Genomic DNA, 3206 nt, shown 5'->3' with positions numbered 1-3206 from the left:
TCCTGCCCAAGGCGGTGCGCTGCCCCCAGGACAGACACGACCACCCGCCCCCGAGCCCGGCACGAGCGAGCCCGGCCACAATGGCGCCCCCATTGACCGGGCCGCCGAGGAAGGCGCCAGCGGTCGGGTCGCCGAAGGCGATGCCGCGAGCAGCGCTCGGAACGACACCCTCGCCCAAGAATTCTCGCCGCAAGAGCTGAAACTCCTCGATCAGCTCAAACAAACCGACCGCACGGTCCGCCAGCATGAGATGTCGCATCAGGTTGCCGGCGGTCGTTACACGGGGAGCGCCAGTTACGACTACGAGATCGGCCCCGATGGTCAGCGCTATGCCGTCGCTGGCCGCGTCTCGGTCGACTATGGCCCCATCACTGGCGACCCGAGGGCTACGATCGAGAAGATGCAGACTGTGATCGCTGCAGCCCTTGCCCCGGCCGATCCCTCGCCGGCGGACTATCAGATCGCCGCCCGCGCGCGGCAGAACCTGCTCACGGCGCAGCTTGACCTGAGTCAGCAACAGCAAACCCGCACCGAGGCGGTGCCGGAGCCCACCGCAGACGAGGAGGAAACACCGGCCTCAGAGCCTGGTCGCGATTCGCGCGTCGAAGACTATAATCGCATCGCCGCAACCACCGGCGCGGGTGCCGGTTCAGGTCAGGCTATCTTGCGCAGCATTGCCTGAGAGGCTGCCTGCAACTCCGTTTCAGGCAACGATCAGGGCTTTTCCAGCAGGTTGAGCGCGGGGCGGGTTGCGCGCGCTTGGCGAGAGCCAGCCGGGGAGTCGATTTATTGCGCGTCGCCGCGCAACTCCGCAAAGGTTTCCTCGGTCACCGGCTTGCGCTCAACATCCAGGATACGCCCGCCGATCTCCGCCACCCGGTGGGTAAAGGAGATCAGCGTCTCGGGACTGCGCGAGACACTGCGGGAATTGATGAACTTGATCAGGATCGAGACACCCTGCACGGGCGGATGATCACCGCTGAGATGCAGCGGCGGCAGCTTGCCGGGCGAAGAGGCATTGGCAACAGTCAGCGGATACCCCTCTGGACCCGGTGGCACATGGTAGATGCCGAGGCCGGCCTCATAAAAGGCCTTCACATCGCTCAGCAACTGCCCGAGCGCCCGATTCGCCTCTAGCCCCGGCTCGTCGAACACCACGAACAGATAGCGCTGACTCTTCTCGATCCCCTTCTTTTTATGCTGCCTGCGCGGACGGGCACCCGAACGGGGCGGCGACTCCGTGCTGGCGGCATCGCTTTTAGGACTCAGCTCGCGATCCGCGACAACCTTGTTGCCCTCGGTATTGCGTTCCCTATTCACCACCACATAGAACACGAACAGCGAAATCCCCCCCAGCAGCAAGGCTGCGAGGGCAAGAAAAACGGCGAGGCTCAACTCATTCATCAAGATCTCCTCCCAGACAACGCATTCTTGCAGAAATAGCCTCTATGTTCCATCTTGATCAGCTCGCATCCAACCTAGGACACAACCTCCTTGCGTACAGCCAATCCGCGCACCTCAACCGGCCAGCCTGCCAGCGGCGCAGCGCTCGTGACCTGTCCGCGCCACCAGCGGGTCGCGGCGCTCCAGCAGTTAGCCGCCACCCATGACCCCGGTACTTTAGCAGAGTTGGCGGCAGCCATTGATGAGCGCTCGGGGCAACCAGACGCGGCCTGGAACGGGCTCTTGATCGCCGCCGGCGAAACCGCGCCGAGCGCGGCCGTTTGGGTCCAACCGCAGCCTGGGAGAACGGCCCGACTCTGGCCGCCGCACAGTCACTCCCCATCGGCGCCGACACTCCTGCGCGGCGCCCTGCACTGGGCGGCGGCTCAGGGGCTGCAGATCGTCCAGGCGGTCATCGACAGCACGGATGAGCAGGCGGCTGCCCGACTGCGTGAAAACGGCTTCCCGCGACTGGTCGACCTCCTCTACCTCACCGCCCAACCCAATGCCGAGCAACGCCAGGCGCTCTTGGCATCCGCGCCCGGCCCGGGAGTCAGCTTCGAATCCATTGGTGATCTCCCCTCGTCGCGGCTGGTCGCAATGATGACCCAGATCGAAGATAGCTCCCTGGATTGCCCCGAGCTGCATGGTGTGCTCAGTCCCACGCAGGCCATCGAAGGCTTTCGCCAACAGGGGCAGTACGCGCCGCAACACTGGTGCATCCTCCGCCACCAGGAGCAAGACGCCGGCGCCTTGCTCCTAGCGCCGCATCCGCAAACGCCCTGCTGGGAACTGATGTACATGGGTGTGCTACCCGCGTGGCGCGGCCATGGACTGGGACAGGAATTGGTTGCGGAAGCCCTGCGTCGCGCCCTTCGTGGTGGCGCCGAACGGCTTCTGCTCTCGGTCGATGCCCGCAACCACCCGGCCCGCACGCTGTACGAGCAGACCGGCTTTCGCCCCTATGCGTGGCGCAGTCTCTATGCCTGGATCGCCAAGGCGCGCTCGGCCTTGCTCATCAGCTGACCGCCGTCTAAAGTACATACATTCAAGTATCTACATCAGGACGCACCCATGAGCACCCTGACGACACGCGTTTTCGTGAACGGAAACAGCCAGGCCGTGCGCATTCCAGCGGAGTTTCGCCTCGACACCGATCGTGTCGAGATCATGCGCACCGCCGATGGTGACCTCCTGCTCCATCCCATCCGCCAAAGCTGCGGGGCTTCCCTCATGCAGGCACTGGCAGGTTTCGACGACGACTTCATCGCCGCGCTGGAAGAGGATCGCACCGAGCAGCCGCCGAGGCAGGACCGAGACGCGCTGTGATGCGGTACTTGCTCGATACCAACATCCTGAGCTACTTGTTCAAACACAAGACGCCCGAGATCGCCGCGCGGGTTGATGCCTTTCCGCCCGAAGACAGCCTTTGCATGTCGTTCGTCACCTACGCCGATCGGAGCCAACGACCTCTGGATCGGCTGCCACGCGCTGGCCGAGCAGGCGACGCTAGTGACCAACAACGCGCGTGAATTTCGGCGGTTGGAGGGGCTTGAGGTGGAGAATTGGGTGGCGTCAGCATGAAAGCCGCGCTCGGAACCCGTAACGCTTGCCGAGACTTTGCGTAGCTCTAAGCGATTGATTTCAATAAAGCGGCTTTAGCCCGCCCGAAGGGCGCTCGGCTCGTGGTGCAAACCACCGGCTTTCAGCCGCATTCTCTTTCAGTCGGCGGTTCAGTCCGCCGATCTTCAACCCACCAGCTT

4 protein-coding genes are annotated in these 3206 nt (G+C 63.8%); 3 read left to right on the top strand and 1 reads right to left on the bottom strand.

Annotated features, from left to right (window positions below; genetic code table 11):
• Window positions 1-682: putative metalloprotease CJM1_0395 family protein (locus tag AC52Q4_RS08200; protein ID WP_495536311.1), on the top strand; the 682-nt coding region annotated here is incomplete at its 5' end.
• A gap of 104 nt (window positions 683-786) precedes the next feature.
• On the opposite strand, the gene AC52Q4_RS08195 is transcribed toward AC52Q4_RS08200, so the two are convergent.
• A complete protein-coding gene (locus AC52Q4_RS08195) occupies window positions 787-1404 on the bottom strand; it encodes a hypothetical protein (protein ID WP_495536310.1) in 618 nt (205 codons plus the stop codon).
• Window positions 1405-1494: 90 nt separating this feature from the next.
• Here AC52Q4_RS08195 and AC52Q4_RS08190 point away from each other — a divergent pair, with 90 nt between their 5' ends.
• Both AC52Q4_RS08190 and AC52Q4_RS08185 read left to right on the top strand, forming a co-directional pair.
• A complete protein-coding gene (locus tag AC52Q4_RS08190) occupies window positions 1495-2469 on the top strand; it encodes a GNAT family N-acetyltransferase (RefSeq protein ID WP_495536309.1) in 975 nt (324 codons plus the stop codon).
• 48 nt (window positions 2470-2517) lie between these two features.
• Window positions 2518-2772, top strand: a complete 255-nt coding sequence (locus tag AC52Q4_RS08185) for an antitoxin (RefSeq protein WP_495536308.1) — start codon at window positions 2518-2520, stop codon at window positions 2770-2772.
• Window positions 2773-3206: the final 434 nt, after the last annotated feature.

The sequence above is a fragment of the Nitrococcus sp. genome (assembly GCF_059432795.1).
Note: the sequence above shows the minus strand (reverse complement) of the source record. Positions and strands in the feature narration are given on the sequence as shown.